The organism is Syntrophothermus sp. (assembly GCF_013314835.1).
In the GTDB taxonomy this organism is placed as follows: Bacteria; Bacillota; Syntrophomonadia; order Syntrophomonadales; family Syntrophothermaceae; genus Syntrophothermus; species Syntrophothermus lipocalidus.
On record NZ_JABUEX010000001.1, the window covers coordinates 24,921 to 38,930 of the forward strand.

Here is a 14,010-nt window from a genome sequence, read left to right on the forward strand (position 1 = left end):
AACTGTGACTGCCGTTTTGTACTAGAAAGGGGATAGCAGCGCAGATGAGCAGAAGCAACAGATACGGGGGGTATCATCCGCCTTCGCAGCCTCGGGAGGTCCAGGGCGGCATTAAGGCGGTTTCCCAGCGCGGTTCTTTTGGTAAAAAGTGGTGGAGCAGGCGGTGGATCGCCGTTTTGGAGAGCCTTCGGCTGGGTGCCCGCCTGAGCCGCGGGCGCAGCTACGCCCGGCGGGGCCAGGTTCTTTCGGTTGAGATTGAGCCCGGTAAGGTAGAGGCCAGGGTACAGGGGTCCAGGGTCAAGCCTTACAAGGTCGAAATAAAGATCCACACCTTTTGCGAAGCCGAATGGAAAAAGGTGGCGAAGCATTTAGCCGCCCAGCCCATCTACGCCGCCCGATTGCTGGCGGGCGAGATGCCGGAAGATATCGAGGCCGTTTTTGCAAAAGCAAACCTTTCTCTTTTTCCATCCAGGGCCCGCGACCTGCACACTGACTGTTCGTGTCCGGACTGGTCAAACCCTTGCAAGCACATCGCAGCCGTCTACTACCTGCTGGGAGAGGAGTTCGACCGCGACCCGTTCCTCATCTTTAAGCTGCGGGGCATGGACCGCGACCGATTTAGGTCCTTTCTTACCGAGGCCATGGCGGTTCCGAAAGGTGACTCTTTGGCGGGGGAGGAGGGGGAAGAAAGTGGTGCATCAGCACGGACGGCTGAGGCGGTCCTGCCGGCAGATCCCGTCCTATTTTGGCAGGGCCAAGGGATACCCGACATACCGGCCCCGGCAGACGGGGGATCTGTCTTGCCGGTGGCTTTACTGCGGCAGGCGGGACCGTTTCCTTTCTGGCAGGGGGACAAGCCTTTCCCGGCAGCGCTGGAGCCGATTTACCAACGGGTAGTCGACAGCAGCGGCGACCTGGTAGCCGCAGTGTTATTGCCCGTTAAAAAATCCTAGTAAACCACAGGGACGGTTCTTGTGGTTTATTTTTATGCTTTGTTAGTAACTCAAGCGATGGTTACAATCTACCTGGGCTGAGCAAAAATCAACCGCAAGAACCGTCCCTTGTAAATTAGAGATAGCTGATTTCTAACCAGCCCAGATACAAATACTAACACCGAAGGAGGTTGATGTAACCGTCCCTGGGCTGGTTTTAACCTATGCCCTCACCGATGACTATTACCTCCATTTCTGGGGTTTGTACGTTTGGGCTGGTTGGGATATTATTCCCGTTTTACGCGCAAGGATGTGAAACCCTGTTTTAGGAATGGACTCCTTCACTAATCAATGGGAAGGTGTTTTTATGTCCAACAACCTCTGCCCTTATGTGGGAGTCGATGTAGCCAGTGATTTCTCATATTACGGTTTCGTTACGCCCGACGGCCAGGACTACTGCGAGCCCATCAAGGCACGTAACGATGCTGGGGGATTAGCTTTTGTCTTAAAAAAGCTCAAAAATGTGGAAAAGACGCTCGGAAAGCCCATACTCGTTATCGAGTCAACCGGGCATAATAAACCACGGGGACGGTTCTTGTGGTTGATTATGCGCCAGAAAAATAAACCGCAAGAACCGTCCCCGTGGTTGATGTCATGCTTTGACAATGACATTTCGGCACAGGCCTGTGAGCCTAGATATTTGCCGGGTGGATAAGCCTTTTTTTCTCAATATTTTGATGTAATCGCTCCTGCTTTGCCGGTCAAGCTTCTGCAGATCGGAACAGTGGGGTATGTTGCAGACGCTTTTGATGATGTTCGCGGCTTCAGTATCGCTGATCCGGCGCCGCTCCTCCACGTCGAGGCACGAGGCGGTTTCGTCTTCTGTGTGGAATCTCTGGAAATCAGACAGGGCCTGTTTTCGATTTTTACCGAAAAGGCTGAGGACGAACTCTGTGTCGACTAGGTCGGGCTTGCTGACGTATTCGTGGTAGCTGCTCCATGGATAGGCTTTAACCTCTGGGACCACGCCAGCTTTTACCGGGTTTTGGTGAATGTACCTCAGCACGGCCAGGAAGTACCTGTCGTCTTCGACCGGTTCGCTCCTGTACCTGTCTTGAAAGAGGTGCCCGACCCGGTCGTATTTTACGTTATACCAGTAAACGTAGCTGGCTCCTATGCGTCGCATGGCCACTCCGAGCTCCTCCGGCCCTTCTTTGACGAGCAGGTGAACGTGGTTGGCCATCAAGCAGTAAGCGTAGAGATTGTATCCGCTCTTGGCCTTGTATTCTTTTAGTGCCTGCAGAAATCGCTTTTTGTCTAGGTCTTCTTCGAATATGGTCTGTTTGTTGATGCCCCTGAGCAGGAGGTGGTAGATACCCGTCTCGGATTTCTTTCTGCTTGTTCTCGGCATCGCAGTCACCCTGTTTCAGTTTACCATCTAATGGCATTAGAATCAACCACAAGAACCGTCCCTGTGGTTGATGGGATGTATAATGTTTGCGTGAGTTAGGGAAGGGGAAAGGAGTAGAAAAAATGGGGATTGAAGATGTACGTGAGTATCTTCGGCAGTGGGATAGGGAGAAGGATATTTTGGAATTCGACACCTCGAGCGCTACGGTCGAGCTGGCTGCCAAGGCGGTAGGAGTAGAGCCGGCCCGGATTGCCAAGACCCTGGCTTTTAAGAACGGGGAAGGAGCTCTGCTGGTAGTAGCGGCGGGTGATGCGAAGGTAGACAACAAGAAATTCAAGCAGGAGTTCGGCTTTAAACCCCACATGCTGAACCCGGACGAGGCCTTGGCCCTGACCGGGCACCCGGTGGGCGGAGTCTGTCCGTTTGGACTGAAACAGGACGTGCCTGTTTTCTGCGACGTGTCGCTCAAACGGTTTGATACGGTCTTTCCCGCCTGCGGCAGCAGCAACTCGGCCATCGAGCTCACCTGCGAGGAGCTCGACCTCTACTCGCGGAACGTGAGGTGGGTCGACGTGTGCAGGGGCTGGGCCTAACGCAGGGATTGAGCCGAGGTGTAGGCTAGGAGTAGCTTGACGATTTCTTTTATCAATTCGAGTTCCTGGGAAGAACAGCGGGCGAGGAGCTCCGTGAGCTCGGGGTCGGGTTTGCTGGAAGCAAAGTAGTGCGTGTGGCCCGGGTCGCTAACAGAAAGGATATCGTCGTTTTGGGCCCCGGTTAACAAATAATCGGGAGAGACGCGAAGACAGAAAACTACCTTCATGAACACCGCAAGACTCATTACCCGTTCACCTCGCTCCAACTGACCGACATAGTAATCAGAAACCCCGATGATTTCGGCCAGTTGGCTGCGGGATAGCCCGAGTTTCTGCCTTTGTTCCCTTATTCTTCGACCGAGAGCTTTCAAATCCAATTGCATCGCAATCTCCGCAAAAATGTACTCAAAATAACTTTAACGGACTTGAGCGCCTATCTGAATAGGCAAGGAGCTCATAAATAGAATTTGCTCTAAGCATATATTTCATGTACAATCTTGCTTTGAGACTAACTTGTCGTGTTCAAAATACCAGTTGGGGAGGATTAGGGTTGGACGTGAAAGAAAGAATCGAACTTGCGCGCACACTTCTCAATAATGCGGCCAGGATGAACGCGCGTAAGGAGCTGATTTACAGGCTCAGTCAGAAGGTTGACCAGTACGTGGTCGAGTACATGCGGAAGGAGTTGAAATCGAAGGACAAAAGCAACTAGGTTGCTGATTCGGGGACATGTGTGAAACCTTATGGCGAGGGGCGTTAAACAGGCAAGGAGTTTTGGAAACGGGCCGGTTAACGCCCCTCGACCGTCTGGGCAATCGAATTTTCATCATCTCGCGAGATGCTACCCGGAGGCTTGCTTTTTGAAAGTCAACGATGAGGAAAAAGCGTGACCGGGAAAATTCCCGGTCACTTTCACGCTTTCTAGTAGTTGTCGCAGGCGGGTTCATAGTAACCGCGGGGATGGGCGCAGGCCGGGCAGACTTCAGGCGGCTCAGGACCTTCGTGTACATACCCGCAGTTGCGGCAGCGCCAGCGGATGGGCTCATCGCGGCGGAACAGGGTTCCTTCTTTAAGCCGCTTTAACAGGGCCAGGTACCGCTTTTCGTGCTCTTCTTCCACTTCCGCTATTTCCCGGAAGACATCGGCGATGTCGTCAAAGCCTTCTTCCCGGGCTATTTTCTCAAACTCTTTGTACATGGTGGTATGTTCGTAGTTTTCGCCTTTGGCCGCTTCCTCCAGGTTTTGGGCAGTAGTGCCTATGCCTTCGAGGAATTTGAACAACCGCTTGGCGTGCTCTTTTTCATTGTCGGCGGTTTCGAGGAAGATGCCGGCAATCTGTTCCAGTCCTTCTTTCTTGGCCTGGCTCGCGAAGTAGGTGTATTTGTTGCGGGCCTGGGACTCACCGGCAAAAGCTGCCCAGAGGTTGGCTTCGGTCTTCGATCCTTTCAATTCCATACAGTTCGCCTCCTTTTGCTTAGTTTCTGTAACTACCATTATCATACCAGTCATTTCTATAAAATGCGACTCCAATACATTCCTTGTCCATATTTTCAGTACCGGAATTTGCTTCGAGAACTTTTGGAGGGTGGCTTCTTTCCGACGCTTTAAACCGGTGGCGAAAATAAGCCTATAAGGTATAATCATTAATAACAGCAGCACATCGTGAGATTAACCCGGTGGGGGTGCCGACAAGGCTGAGAGGCATGATGCCAACCCTTAGAACCTGATCTGGGTAATGCCAGCGGAGGGAAACGGGGGACGAACATCACCAGGTGATGGTCAACCGCACTCTCTTCGGGGAGTGCTCGTTTATTTTTGGGGAAAGAGGTGGAGGCCATGACACCGGACGAGGTGCACAAAGTTCTTACCATAGCCGGTTCGGATTCGGGAGGAGGTGCAGGGATACAGGCGGACCTCAAGACTTTTGCGGCTTTAGGGGTCTACGGCACGAGTGTGATCACCGCGGTTACCGCTCAGAATACCTTGGGAGTTCAGGGCGTGGGTGGCATAGACCCGGCTCTGGTGGAACAGCAGATGGACAGCGTGCTCCTTGATATAAAAGTGGAGGCAGCCAAGACGGGGATGCTTTACGATGAGGGCATCATCCGGGCCGTGGCTAGAAAGCTGAGGGAACACCGGGTCAGAAATGTAGTTGTGGATCCGGTGATGGTTTCCACTACCGGACACCGGTTGCTCTTGCCGGAAGCGGAACGGGCCATGCGCGAGTTGATGATGCCGGCAGCGGACCTCGTAACTCCTAACCCGAATGAAGCGTCGGTCCTGTGGGGGGCTAACATCCGTATGGAAGCGGACCTGCACCAGGCGGCCCGGGCTATACGGGATATGGGAGCACGGTTCGTGATCATTACCGGGGTAAAGCGAGGGGAACGTTGTCTAGACCTGGCCTTCGACGGGCGGGAGTTTCGAGAACTGGAGGGTCCTTATATTCCTACTCCTAACACGCACGGGACCGGGTGCACTTATTCGGCAGCCCTGGCCTCGTTTCTGGCCTACGGGATGGAACCTTGGGAAGCGGCCCAGGCGGCCAAGGATTTTGTAACTACCGGGCTCCGCTATTCATACAGTCCGGGAAAAGGATCCGGGCCGGTCAATCACTCGGCTTTGTTCTATCCGGGGACAGTGGCCGACCGGACGGTGGCTCGGCTGCGCGGCCTGGTTTTTGCGAATTGGAGAAAAAGGCCCGAGCCGGGACGCGAGCCAGTCTTAAATCTCATCATAGGGAGCCCTTGGTGTAGCGGGCAGGACTACGCAGAGCTGGCTGAAAAGGCCATACGGATGGGAACCCGAGTCATTCAACTGAGGGAAAAGGAAAAGGATAGCAGGGAGATGATAGAAGTAGGTCTACGGGTAGCCCGATCCTGCCGGGAACACGGTGCGATCTTCATCGTCAATGACCGGGCAGATGTGGCTGTTGCCGTGGGAGCTGACGGCGTGCACTTGGGGCAGACTGATATTCCGCCCGAGGTCGCTCGAGCCATAGTGGGCCCGGGCAAAATCGTTGGGGTATCGGTGAGTACCGTTGAGGAAGCCAGGGCGGCGATAGCGGCAGGAGCCGATTACCTGGGGTTGGGGCCGGTATTCGCGACGGCCAGCAAGCAGGACGCGGCTCCTCCCTGTGGTCTGGAAACGGTGCGGCAAGTGGCTAGCTTTTCTCCGGTGCCGGTGATAGCCATCGGGGGAATCACGCCTGAAAACGCGCGCGAAGTTCTCAATGCCGGGGCAGCGGGAGTTGCTGTTATTTCGGCGGTCTGGGACAGCCCGGATCCCTGGGACCAGGTGCGGAGGTTCATAGAGATGATGCGGATTTGAGACAATTGAGACGCAGACGGACGCAGGATTGGAGGAATTGAAGTGACGCAGTTAGAAAAAGCTAGACAGGGAAAGATAACCCAAGAGATGGAATCGGTAGCAAAGGCCGAGGGGATTCATCCTGAGGTACTGGGGCAGCGAGTGGCTGGAGGGCTGGCGGTTATACCGGCCAATCCTAACCACCGGGGCTTGGTGCCTTGTGGTATCGGACTGGGCCTGCGCACAAAAGTGAATGCTAATATCGGCACATCGCCTGTGTTTCCCGATTGGCAGGCTGAGGTAGAAAAACTGGAGGCAGCTTTAGCTGCGGGGGCGGATACGGTGATGGATCTCTCTACTGGAGGGGATGTTAAGATCTGCCTGCGCGAGATACTTAGCCGCAGTCACGTGCCAGTGGGTACTGTGCCGGTGTACGAGGCGGCGGTGAGGACCAGAGAGAAGTCTCGCCCGGTAGTAGAAATGGAGCCAGAGGAACTTTTTGCGGTCATCGAGGATCAGGCCATAGCCGGGGTAGACTTTATGACCGTGCACTGCGGGGTAACCCGGAGAATAGTCGAAGGACTGAAGCAGCGCCCTCGCCTTGCCGGAATCGTCAGCCGGGGCGGGGCGATAATGGCCGGTTGGATGCTGCACCGAGGAGAGGAGAACCCGCTGTACGCCCAGTTCGACCGGCTGTTAGAGATATGCCGCGAGCACGACGTTACCTTGAGCCTGGGAGACGGGCTACGGCCGGGGTGCCTGGCAGATGCTACCGATTGGGCCCAGCTGCAGGAACTGATGGTTCTGGGAGAGTTGGTCTTGAAGGCGCGCGAGGCCGGGGTGCAGGTTATGGTGGAAGGGCCGGGACACGTGCCTTTGAACCAGGTTCAGGCCAATATCCAGCTGCAGAAGCGGCTGTGCCACGGGGCTCCTTTTTACGTCCTCGGCCCTATCGTGACCGACATAGCCGCGGGGTATGATCACATCGCTGCTGCTATCGGAGGGGCCCTGGCGGCTTGGGCAGGGGCCGATTTTCTCTGCTACGTCACCCCGACCGAGCACCTGGGGCTGCCGACGGGTGAGGATGTGAGAGAAGGGGTCGTGGCCTCGCGCATTGCCGCCCATGCGGCGGACATCGCCAAGGGGCTGCAGGCAGCCTGGGCCCGCGACGAGGCTATGGGTCGGGCCCGGCGCGAACTCGATTGGGGGAAGCAGTTCGAGCTGGCGCTTGACCCTGAGAAAGCGCGGCAGATTCGCCGTGAACGTAACCCCTTTGACCAGGAGGTCTGTTCCATGTGTGGGGAGTACTGCGCGATCGACTTGGTAAACAAGTATTTGTAGCCACAGATAGACACTGATTAACGCAGATTTACACTGATGTTTATTAGACGCAGAGTACCGCAGATGTTTACGCGCGTAAGGGCTTTGATGCTGATTTCCGCAGATATTCAATTAAAGGCGGAACCCTCAGATTCGCACAACCCGACGCAGTGCACGGTTATTGCACAAGCGGCCCACCTGTATTGACTGTTAGGTACGTATATTCTGCGTTAATCAGCGTCTAAACCACTGGATGTTGGTTTGCGGGCAGTAGATTATGGGAAGAAAGGGAGATGGTGTGTGATCGCAGGAAATGTTACGGAACTGATAGGGAAAACCCCGATCATGCGGCTGAACAAGCTGGCTGGCCCGGAGGCGGCCGAGGTGCTTTTGAAACTAGAGTTTTTCAATCCCGGAGGGAGCATCAAGGACAGGATAGGGATTGCCATGATTCTGGACGCCGAGGCCAAAGGGCTCATTAAGCCGGGAGGCACGATAGTTGAGCCTACGAGCGGAAACACGGGCATCGGCCTGGCGGTGGCAGCAGCAGCCCGGGGTTACCGCCTGGTCATTGTCATGCCCGACAGCATGAGCGCCGAGCGGCGCCAGATGCTTAAAGCCTACGGGGCCGACCTGGTACTGACGCCCGGGGACCAGGGCATGGCCGGAGCGGTGCGGAAAGCCGAAGAGCTGGTGAGAGAAAACCGCGGCTGGTTCATGCCTAACCAGTTTGCCAACCCCTCAAATCCGGAAATTCACTACCGCACTACCGGACCCGAAATCTGGCAGGCGGTGGAAGGACGGCTGGATTACTTCGTGGCCGGAGTCGGCACTGGGGGGACACTTACGGGTACTGCACGTTATCTCAAGGAGAGAACGCCGGAACTCAAGGTCATTGCGGTAGAGCCGAAGAACTCGCCGGTGTTATCTGGGGGTCAGCCTGGGTTGCATCTTATCCAGGGGATTGGCCCTGGCTTTGTTCCCGAGGTGCTGGACATGAGCCTGGTGGATGAAGTGGTGCAGGTGAGTGACGAGGACGCCTACCGGATCACCCGGCGGCTGGCCCGCGAGGAAGGACTGCTGGTCGGGATTTCGTCCGGAGCCGCGGTATGGGCTGCCCTCGAAATAGCCGGTCGCCTGGGCAGTGGTCACCGTATCCTGGCTATAGCTCCGGACACCGGCGAACGTTACCTGTCCACGGGCGTTTTTGATTGATGATTGGACGCGGATTGACGCAGAAATCAAGGAACAGCCACAGATGGACACAGATGATCAATGAAGGGCACAGATGTTTTCCTAATATTAGGAATCAGTTGCTTTGTTCTGATAGAGAATCATATTCTCGCTGTGAATAGATTCTTCTGATGTAGCATCTGCTTACGAAAAGGGGAGAGTCGCAGTTTATGATGACATTTTTCAAGCATCGTGAATATCTGCGTAAATCAGCGTCTAATGAAAATCAGTGTTCATCTGTGGCCTGTGGATGCTATCGCCAGTAAAACAGGTAGAGGTACAGGCTCGATAAGACTATTGACAGCAGCATCAAGGGAAAGCCGAGTTTCAGAAACTCGATGAAGCCGATGGGACGGCCGTATTTGGCGGAGATGCCGGCTACGATGACATTGGCTGAAGCCCCGATGAGGGTTCCGTTGCCCCCCAGGCAGGCGCCCAGTGACAGAGCCCACCACACGGATTCCATCGGGATATGGCTTATGCTGCCAACGGTTTCCAGTAAGGGTATCATAGCCGCAGTAAAGGGGATGTTGTCTACGAAGGCGGAGGCTACGGCTGAGAGCCAAAGCACCAGCAGGCCCGTTGCTACCAGGTGGCCGTGCGTCAGTTCCAGAGATTTTTTGGCTATGGCTTCGATGACTCCGGCGTGCTCCATGCCCCCGACCATTATAAACAGCCCGGCAAAGAAAAATATTGTGGTCCAGTCTACAGTCAACAGAACCTCTTCAGGGCTGTCGGTCGGCCACAGCATCAAAAGGGCGGCCCCGGTCAGGGCGATGGTAGCCGACTCCAGGTGGAGGGCCTGGTGCAGGACAAACCCCAGCATCGTAAGCGCCAGGACGACCAGGGATCTTTTCATAAGGGCTCGGTCTTTGATATATTCCTCGTCGTTAACAGCCATAATGCTTGCCGTTTTTTCGGGATAGGACAGGAGCTGCTTGCGGAACATAAGCACCAAGATGCCTAGGGTGACGGCCAGGATAGTAACGGCCGGCAGAGTCACGTTGGCTAGGAAGTCTACAAAACCAAGACCGGCGGCGCTTCCTATCATTATATTAGGGGGATCACCGATCAGGGTAGCGGTGCCGCCGATGTTGGATGCCATGATCTCGGCGAAGACCATGGGAAATGCCGGCACCTCCAAGCGGTCGGCGATGGCAAAGGTGACGGGAACTACCAGGAGCACCGTAGTAACATTATCTAGAAAGGCCGAAGCCACGGCTGTGAAAACAGCAAGTGCGACCATTATAGGGATCGGTTCGCCTTTGGCCAGTTTGGCAGATTTTATGGCCAGGTATTCGAACAGGCCGCTTTGCCGGGTTATACCTACGATTATCATCATACCGGTGAGCAGGCCGATGGTGTTCCAATCGATCGAGGCAAAAGCCTTCTCCTGGCTCAGTATCCCAGCCCACACCACTATGACACCGCCGATCATAGCGATAACGGTGCGGTGTACTTTCTCCAGCATGATCATGGCATAGGCAGCAAGAAATATGCCGATGGACAACCAGAATTCCATCATACCCACCTCCAAACCAACCACTATGATAGCTAGACTGGAGCATTTTGTCAAATCAACCATAGGGACGGTTCTTCTGGTTGACTTTTGCTGACTGCAGGTTCCCGGAGGCCAGCAAGCTCCGCGAAGCCGGAACCGAGACTTAGCACCCTGAAATAAACCGCAGGAACCGTCCCCCTGGTTTGTCTATGCAAGCCTGTTTTCCCGAAGCCGCCAACACGGTATGATATATATAATGTGAAAGTGCTAAACTTGAATACCTCGGGACGAAGGAGGAGTGTTCGTGGTAGGGTTTTCCGGCTTCACTTCTGGTTCGACTAAAACTTACAAAAACCGGGCTTACGGGATAAGCCTGGAATACCCCAGGGAGTGGAAGAAGAAGGAAGGGGATAAAGGGGTAATAGTGATGTTTCTGGCCCCCAAGGATGCAGGCAGCAGCATGTTTCAGCCTAATTTCAACATTACCGTGCAGGAGTTGTCGGGGACGGAGACTGACCTGGACCGGTACGTGCAGTCTATGACCGAAAAGGAAAAAGAGATAATCCCTTCCTACCGGCTGGACACCATAGAAGCAGCCGAGCTGGCTGGGCAGCCCGCCCGCCGGATAGTTTTTACCAGCAAACAAGGGTATGTGAATCTAAAGGTCGTTCAATTGTGTACTCTGCTGGGAACCAGGGCTTATGCCCTCACTTTCGCGGCTGAGGAAAACGGGTTCGACGAGTTATGGCCAGCAGCAGAAGGGATGATAGGTTCTTTCGCCGTTTCGTAACAAAGGGAGTGGTTGGAGTGAAACTCTACAGAGCCTGGGCTATGGTAGATAACTGGGGAAGAGAAGGCCCTGCGCGAGGCGGCGCGGAAGCTGCATGAAGAGCATTCGCTATACGTCATAACGGAGAGACCGGTACCTTAGTATTCAACTCGACGACATTGTCCAATGCTCCCGGAGAGGCAAGGGGGAGTATATGGCTAAACTGATAGTTAGACAGGCGGTGTTTCGCACCCGGTCCAGTTCCTACCGGGCAGTGATAAAGAGAAACAAACAACTTGAGATAATAAACAGATAATAAACGAGATCGCGCAAAACATAACCCTAGAAATGTTGTGATGTATTATTAGTTTAACGGCTTGCAGGTAATGATAGTATTTGTTATCATAATGGCCAATGAGGACTTACATAAGAGATCATTATAATTATAATTACAATCTGTTGGCCTTTGCTGCGCTCGGTAGTAGATGATAAAGTAACGGGGATACCGAGAATATTCAGACGTTTGGGCAAGGGGGAAGTGGAGGTTGTCTGATTCTGCGACCTTGGGGGTATTCTTTTTCCTGGCTGCGGCTTTTCCGATTGCGGCCCTAGCGGCGGCGTGGGTGTTTCGCAGGAAGCCTAAAGTAAAAAAAGGAGACGAAAAGCTGCTTCCCTACGAGTGTGGGGTTGATAGTATCGGCCCGACTTGGGGGCGTTTCCGGGTTAACTATTTCCTGTATGCCCTGGTATTTCTGGCGTTCGACGTGGAAATCGTGTTTCTCTTGCCGTGGGCGGTAAAATTTGGCCGGCTCGGCTTGTTCGCTTTGATCGAGATGCTCGTTTTCATTATAATACTGGTTGCCGGGCTCTGGTACGCGTGGAAGGAGGGGGCTCTGCGGTGGTACTAGACACGGGTCCGAACATTATCGTAACTACTCTCGAGAAGATCTGGAACTGGGGACGTGCCCGTTCTTTTTGGCCTTTGACCTACGGCTGCAACTGCTGTCCGATCGAGATGATGGCCGCCGGAGCGGCCCGGTTTGACATCGCCCGTTACGGCTACGAAGTCTTCCGCGCTTCGCCCCGCCAGGCCGACCTTTTAATCGTGGCCGGCCCGGTTACCTTGAAGATGAAGCCGGTAGTAGAGCGGGTATGGGCCCAAATGCCGGAGCCGAAGTGGGTTCTGGCCATGGGCAACTGCGCCACCAGCGGGGGACCGTTCAAGGACGGGTACAGCGTTCTTCCCGGTTGTGATTCTTTTCTTCCGGTCGACGTGTACGTGCCCGGTTGCCCGCCCCGGCCTGAGGCCTTGTTTTACGGGCTTTTGGAGCTCAAGAAAAAGGTAGAATCCGGACAGTCTGGGCGGGGGTATAAGGGATGAAGGTTTTGAAGGAAGTAGTAGAAGACATCAGTCAGGTGTTCGGGGACCAGGTTCTGATAGAAGAGGGGGCGGGTTTTACTGTTATAAGGGTCATTTGCCCGCAGGTTTTGTCATTCATGAGACGGTTGAAAGAGATTCATGGGTTTAATTACCTGGCCAATCTCACGGCAGTTGATTACCGGGACAGGTTCGAACTGGTTTATCATGTCTACGCGGTGCCCGAAAACCGCGGGCTCGTGGTTAAAACCAGCGTTTCGAGAGAAGAGCCGGTTGTGCCTTCGGTGGTGTCGGTGTGGCCGGCTGCGGACTGGCAGGAGAGGGAAGTGTTCGATCTCTTAGGCATAAGCTTTGAAGGGCACCCCAACCTGAGAAGGATACTCCTGCCCGAGGGTTTCGAAGGGCATCCCTTGCGCAAAGATTTTCCGGCTGAGAGGTGATGAGAGTGCTCAGTGCCGAAAGAATGGTCATAAATATAGGTCCTCAACACCCGAGCACCCATGGGGGACTGCACGCCGAAACCGTACTGGAAGGTGAACTGGTAGTGGACATGGCGGTGCACGTGGGCTACGTACACCGTTCGTTTGAGAAGATAGCCGAAAGCCGCACTTACAGCCAGTACATACCTTATACATCGCGCCTGGATTACCTGGCCAGCCACCTGCCCACCCTGGGCTACGTTCAGGCAGTGGAAAAGCTGGCCGGCATCGTGGTCCCGGAAAGGGCGGAGTACATCCGGGTGATTATGGCGGAGCTTTCGCGGATAGCCTCTCATTTTCTATACATCGGCAGCCTGGCCATTGACCTGGGGGCTACCACCGGGCTCATTTACTGTTTCCGGGACCGGGAACGTATCATGGACATGTTCGAGATGACTAGCGGGCAGCGGCTGATAGCTTCTTACATGCGACTGGGCGGAGTGGCAGAGGACCTGCCGGATGAGTTTTTCCCAGCGGTGAAAAGTTTCCTCGCTGACCTACCGCAGATGCTGGAGGAATATGACCGGCTGCTCTTCGGAAACGAGCTTTTTCAGGCCCGGCTGAAAGGTGTGGGCCGGCTCTCAGCCCAAGATGCCATAGCCTACGGCACCAGCGGGCCCAACTTGAGGGCCTGCGGCGTGGCCTACGATATTCGCAAGGCCGAGCCTTACGGCATATACGAGCGTTTCGAATTCGAGATCCCGGTGGGAACCGAAGGCGACTGCTGGGACCGGACGATGGTGAGGGTAGAAGAGATAAAACAGAGCGCTCGCATCATAGAGCAGGCCCTGAGGGGACTTCCCGGGGGCGATATTCGGGGCAAGGTTCCCAGGGTCTTGAAGGTGGAAAAAGGGCGCGAGGTGTACCACCGGATCGAATCGTCCAAAGGGGAACTCGGCTACTATATAGTGGCCGATGGGGGAGAAAAACCTTACCGGCTGCATATAAGGGCCCCGTCTTTCGTGAACCTGATGGTTCTGCCCCTGATCTCGAAGGGCGGGCTGGTACAGGACGTTATTGCCAATATCGCTACCTTGGACCCGGTTTTGGGAGAAGCTGACCGCTGAAGAAGAGGACGAGTAGGA

General features: G+C 54.7%; 16 protein-coding genes and 1 riboswitch. Of the genes, 12 read left to right on the plus strand and 4 right to left on the minus strand.

Annotated features, from left to right (window positions below; translation table 11 throughout):
• Positions 1–44 precede the first annotated feature (44 nt).
• Both HPY90_RS00185 and HPY90_RS00190 read left to right on the plus strand, forming a co-directional pair.
• Positions 45–953, plus strand: a complete 909-nt coding sequence (locus tag HPY90_RS00185) for an SWIM zinc finger family protein (protein ID WP_287189773.1) — start codon at positions 45–47, stop codon at positions 951–953.
• A 346-nt stretch (positions 954–1,299) separates the two neighbouring features.
• Positions 1,300–1,647 (plus strand): hypothetical protein, encoded by a 348-nt coding sequence (locus HPY90_RS00190; protein WP_287189775.1) that lies wholly within the window; start codon positions 1,300–1,302, stop codon positions 1,645–1,647.
• Here HPY90_RS00190 and HPY90_RS00195 read toward each other — a convergent pair.
• Positions 1,585–2,343: a transposase gene (locus HPY90_RS00195; RefSeq protein ID WP_287189777.1), complete on the minus strand. Its 759-nt coding sequence runs from the start codon at positions 2,341–2,343 to the stop codon at positions 1,585–1,587. The two genes, HPY90_RS00190 and HPY90_RS00195, sit on opposite strands and share 63 nt — an antisense overlap.
• 122 nt (positions 2,344–2,465) lie before the next feature.
• Here HPY90_RS00195 and HPY90_RS00200 point away from each other — a divergent pair, with 122 nt between their 5' ends.
• Complete coding sequence (locus tag HPY90_RS00200) at positions 2,466–2,936, plus strand: YbaK/EbsC family protein (protein WP_287190146.1); 471 nt, start codon at positions 2,466–2,468, stop codon at positions 2,934–2,936.
• On the opposite strand, the gene HPY90_RS00205 is transcribed toward HPY90_RS00200, so the two are convergent.
• Positions 2,933–3,319 carry a helix-turn-helix domain-containing protein gene (locus tag HPY90_RS00205; RefSeq protein WP_287189779.1) on the minus strand — a complete coding sequence of 129 codons (387 nt, stop codon included), beginning with the start codon at positions 3,317–3,319 and terminating at the stop codon, positions 2,933–2,935. The genes HPY90_RS00200 and HPY90_RS00205 overlap by 4 nt on opposite strands.
• Before the next feature lie 173 nt (positions 3,320–3,492).
• Between HPY90_RS00205 and HPY90_RS00210 the strand changes: the two genes are divergently transcribed.
• A complete protein-coding gene (locus HPY90_RS00210; protein WP_287190149.1) occupies positions 3,493–3,648 on the plus strand; it encodes a Spo0E family sporulation regulatory protein-aspartic acid phosphatase in 156 nt (51 codons plus the stop codon).
• Positions 3,649–3,857: 209 nt separating this feature from the next.
• Here HPY90_RS00210 and rbr read toward each other — a convergent pair whose 3' ends face one another.
• Positions 3,858–4,391, minus strand: coding sequence for a rubrerythrin (gene rbr, locus HPY90_RS00215; protein ID WP_287189781.1), 534 nt, complete (start codon positions 4,389–4,391; stop codon positions 3,858–3,860).
• A 213-nt stretch (positions 4,392–4,604) separates the two neighbouring features.
• Positions 4,605–4,703, plus strand: a riboswitch (TPP riboswitch).
• Between the two features lie 48 nt (positions 4,704–4,751).
• Between rbr and thiD the strand changes: the two genes are divergently transcribed.
• The 3 genes from thiD (at position 4,752) to cysK (ending at position 8,780) form a co-directional block, all read left to right on the plus strand.
• On the plus strand, positions 4,752–6,266 hold the full coding sequence (gene thiD / locus HPY90_RS00220) for a bifunctional hydroxymethylpyrimidine kinase/phosphomethylpyrimidine kinase (protein WP_287189783.1): 1,515 nt from the start codon (positions 4,752–4,754) through the stop codon (positions 6,264–6,266).
• Positions 6,267–6,308: 42 nt separating this feature from the next.
• Positions 6,309–7,586, plus strand: a complete 1,278-nt coding sequence (thiC, locus tag HPY90_RS00225) for a phosphomethylpyrimidine synthase ThiC (RefSeq protein ID WP_287189785.1) — start codon at positions 6,309–6,311, stop codon at positions 7,584–7,586.
• 279 nt (positions 7,587–7,865) lie between these two features.
• On the plus strand, positions 7,866–8,780 hold the full coding sequence (gene cysK, locus HPY90_RS00230) for a cysteine synthase A (RefSeq protein ID WP_287189787.1): 915 nt from the start codon (positions 7,866–7,868) through the stop codon (positions 8,778–8,780).
• Positions 8,781–9,051: 271 nt separating this feature from the next.
• Here cysK and HPY90_RS00235 read toward each other — a convergent pair whose 3' ends face one another.
• On the minus strand, positions 9,052–10,323 hold the full coding sequence (locus HPY90_RS00235) for an ArsB/NhaD family transporter (protein ID WP_287190152.1): 1,272 nt from the start codon (positions 10,321–10,323) through the stop codon (positions 9,052–9,054).
• A 280-nt stretch (positions 10,324–10,603) separates the two neighbouring features.
• Here HPY90_RS00235 and HPY90_RS00240 point away from each other — a divergent pair, with 280 nt between their 5' ends.
• From HPY90_RS00240 to HPY90_RS00260, 5 genes are all read left to right on the plus strand, one after another.
• Positions 10,604–11,089, plus strand: coding sequence for a PsbP-related protein (locus tag HPY90_RS00240; RefSeq protein WP_287189789.1), 486 nt, complete (start codon positions 10,604–10,606; stop codon positions 11,087–11,089).
• Positions 11,090–11,667: 578 nt separating this feature from the next.
• Positions 11,668–11,976 carry an NADH-quinone oxidoreductase subunit A gene (locus HPY90_RS00245; RefSeq protein ID WP_242649131.1) on the plus strand — a complete coding sequence of 103 codons (309 nt, stop codon included), beginning with the start codon at positions 11,668–11,670 and terminating at the stop codon, positions 11,974–11,976.
• Entirely contained in the window at positions 11,967–12,449 is a 483-nt protein-coding gene (locus HPY90_RS00250) for an NADH-quinone oxidoreductase subunit B (RefSeq protein WP_287189791.1), read from the plus strand. The genes HPY90_RS00245 and HPY90_RS00250 overlap by 10 nt, the downstream gene beginning before the upstream one ends.
• Positions 12,446–12,886 (plus strand): NADH-quinone oxidoreductase subunit C, encoded by a 441-nt coding sequence (locus HPY90_RS00255; RefSeq protein ID WP_287189793.1) that lies wholly within the window; start codon positions 12,446–12,448, stop codon positions 12,884–12,886. The genes HPY90_RS00250 and HPY90_RS00255 overlap by 4 nt, the downstream gene beginning before the upstream one ends.
• The gene (locus HPY90_RS00260) at positions 12,886–13,992 is read left to right on the plus strand and encodes an NADH-quinone oxidoreductase subunit D (RefSeq protein WP_287189795.1); all 1,107 of its coding nucleotides are present in this window, start codon (positions 12,886–12,888) and stop codon (positions 13,990–13,992) included. Before HPY90_RS00255 ends, HPY90_RS00260 begins: the two co-directional genes overlap by 1 nt.
• Positions 13,993–14,010 lie beyond the last annotated feature (18 nt).

What these genes read in the sequence shown, in the direction of transcription:
- HPY90_RS00185 (WP_287189773.1), top strand. Translation starts at nt 45, where the DNA reads ATGAGCAGAAGCAACAGATACGGGGGGTATCATCCGCCTTCGCAGCCT.
- HPY90_RS00190 (WP_287189775.1), top strand. Translation starts at nt 1,300, where the DNA reads ATGTCCAACAACCTCTGCCCTTATGTGGGAGTCGATGTAGCCAGTGAT.
- HPY90_RS00195 (WP_287189777.1), bottom strand. Translation starts at nt 2,343, where the DNA reads ATGCCGAGAACAAGCAGAAAGAAATCCGAGACGGGTATCTACCACCTC.
- HPY90_RS00200 (WP_287190146.1), top strand. Translation starts at nt 2,466, where the DNA reads ATGGGGATTGAAGATGTACGTGAGTATCTTCGGCAGTGGGATAGGGAG.
- HPY90_RS00205 (WP_287189779.1), bottom strand. Translation starts at nt 3,319, where the DNA reads ATGCAATTGGATTTGAAAGCTCTCGGTCGAAGAATAAGGGAACAAAGG.
- rbr (WP_287189781.1), bottom strand. Translation starts at nt 4,391, where the DNA reads ATGGAATTGAAAGGATCGAAGACCGAAGCCAACCTCTGGGCAGCTTTT.
- HPY90_RS00235 (WP_287190152.1), bottom strand. Translation starts at nt 10,323, where the DNA reads ATGATGGAATTCTGGTTGTCCATCGGCATATTTCTTGCTGCCTATGCC.
- HPY90_RS00255 (WP_287189793.1), top strand. Translation starts at nt 12,446, where the DNA reads ATGAAGGTTTTGAAGGAAGTAGTAGAAGACATCAGTCAGGTGTTCGGG.
- HPY90_RS00260 (WP_287189795.1), top strand. Translation starts at nt 12,886, where the DNA reads ATGAGAGTGCTCAGTGCCGAAAGAATGGTCATAAATATAGGTCCTCAA.